This window comes from Mesorhizobium sp. WSM4814, assembly GCF_055811595.1.
The window spans coordinates 1-1,784 of the sequence record NZ_JBVVQT010000063.1; the positions used below are offsets into that span (position 1 = coordinate 1).

A 1,784-nucleotide genomic window follows, 5' to 3' on the forward strand; every position below is an offset into this window, starting at 1 on the left:
GACATTCGAAAGCTGACCAATGTGCCGATCTTTGATCTGATGAGCATTACAAAATCTCTTCTCGCGTGAGTGGATGGTGAGGTTTGTTGAGATTCTGGAACGAAAGGCGCTGACTTGGCATCTGGTGCAGGTTGGCGGGAAGCTCCCTGTTTCCACGAAATGTGATAGCGGCCCATTGCGTTATGGAGAGGGCGCGGGCCATGCGACCCACTGGATGCTTCCATCTCAAACAATGGCCCCAGCGCACACACAAAAAAGTGGTTAGGAGCATCCCAATGTCTCAAGAACTCGACGATATCAGCCGCGGCGTCGGCGCCAATTCGCCTCTTGCCAGCGCAGCGCCGGCGCCGCGGCCGACCGGCAAAACGCTCATCCCTGAACAACGCATATCAGTTGGCGGGATCGGTTCGGCTTACTATGAGGCGGGAGCCGGTCATCCGATTGTGCTTCTGCATGGGGCGTCCCCAGGTGGAATCTTAGATGCGAGGTTAAGCTGGATTTGGCAACTGCATGGCCTATCCGATCGTTTCAGAGTGATCGCGCTTGATCAACTCCAATTTGGAGGGACGGACGATCCTAATCCTGGCCAATATATCAACCGGCTCGGTCGGGTGGACCATGTCATTAATTTCATTGAAGCAATGGATTTGAAGCAGATCACGCTGGTAGGTCATTCAGAAGGATCATACGTCGCTGCGAGGGTCGCGATCGTCCGTCCCGATCTTGTTTCAAAAGCCGTTCTGCTTACATCTAGCGCGGTTTCGCCGCCAATTGGACCTGAGCCATTTGGAGACGAGCGTGACGATGCATGGCTCAATGCAGCCACCGTGGCATATGACTATACCGGGCCGATGCCGAGTGAAGAGGAGTATGTGCGGAGAGGCCCAATCGCACACGGGGCGGTTCCGTATGAAGCGGAGCTAGAGGAGTATCGTCGGATAGCTTACAGGCGCCCTGCGACGCGCGGAAAATGGGAGGTCCGAAAGCACCTGCCTATAGAAGAAAAGGACATGAGACGTTATATCCTGCTGCAGCAGGAGTATATCTTCCCCTACATCGATCGGCTTTACGGGAAGACAATGCTTATCTGGTCCGCGAATGACGCCACCGTGGCGCCACAGCGCGGATGGAGGCTGGCGAAGATGATCGAAAATTCGGAATTCCACCTGCTTAAAGCAGCTCACATGATCCAACGAGACCAGAGCGAAGCCGTGAACTGGCTCGTCGGTCACTTTAGCCTCACCGGAGGCGCTTAGCCATACGGGGCACTAAGGACTCGAGCGCCGGCTGGCGCCGGTCAATGTGGTATACCGTTTGGACCGGCGCGCTCGGCCATCCGCAATTCAACTGCGATATTGTCGATAGCAGAGCAGCCGCGCCATCCAGCCGAGCGGAGTTTCGGGTCGCTGGCAAGGCGCAATAGATCAATAGATGCAGGGACATCGACAAGGACTTGGCGTCGTTATCATTGGGATCAGGCCGCCATCTGCCGTGTTGCCGAGATCTGCTTTCGGCACCGTCCTGCCGGCGCAGACCGAAAATTCGTCCCGCTGCTAATGCATGTCGCGCAAAAGTGTGCAGCGGTTTTGCGGTAACGACATGCATCAAAACAAGAACCTAAGCGCGTCGTATGAGGCCGGTCGAATGCGACGCGCTTGTCTTATGACTTTCATTGCGAACAGGCGAGAATGAATCGCTGGGAGAGAGTGACCTGCCACTGAACTGTCATCCGGCGGCGATTAGAGCCTCAGCTGTTTCTGTTACGCCGTAGGGCGCGGGTTGAG

1 protein-coding gene is annotated in these 1,784 nt (G+C 55.8%); it reads left to right on the plus strand.

Annotated features, from left to right (window positions below; translation table 11 throughout):
- Nucleotides 1-275 precede the first annotated feature (275 nt).
- Nucleotides 276-1,256, plus strand: coding sequence for an alpha/beta fold hydrolase (locus tag AC0L2V_RS32145; RefSeq protein WP_473522183.1), 981 nt, complete (start codon nt 276-278; stop codon nt 1,254-1,256).
- Nucleotides 1,257-1,784: the final 528 nt, after the last annotated feature.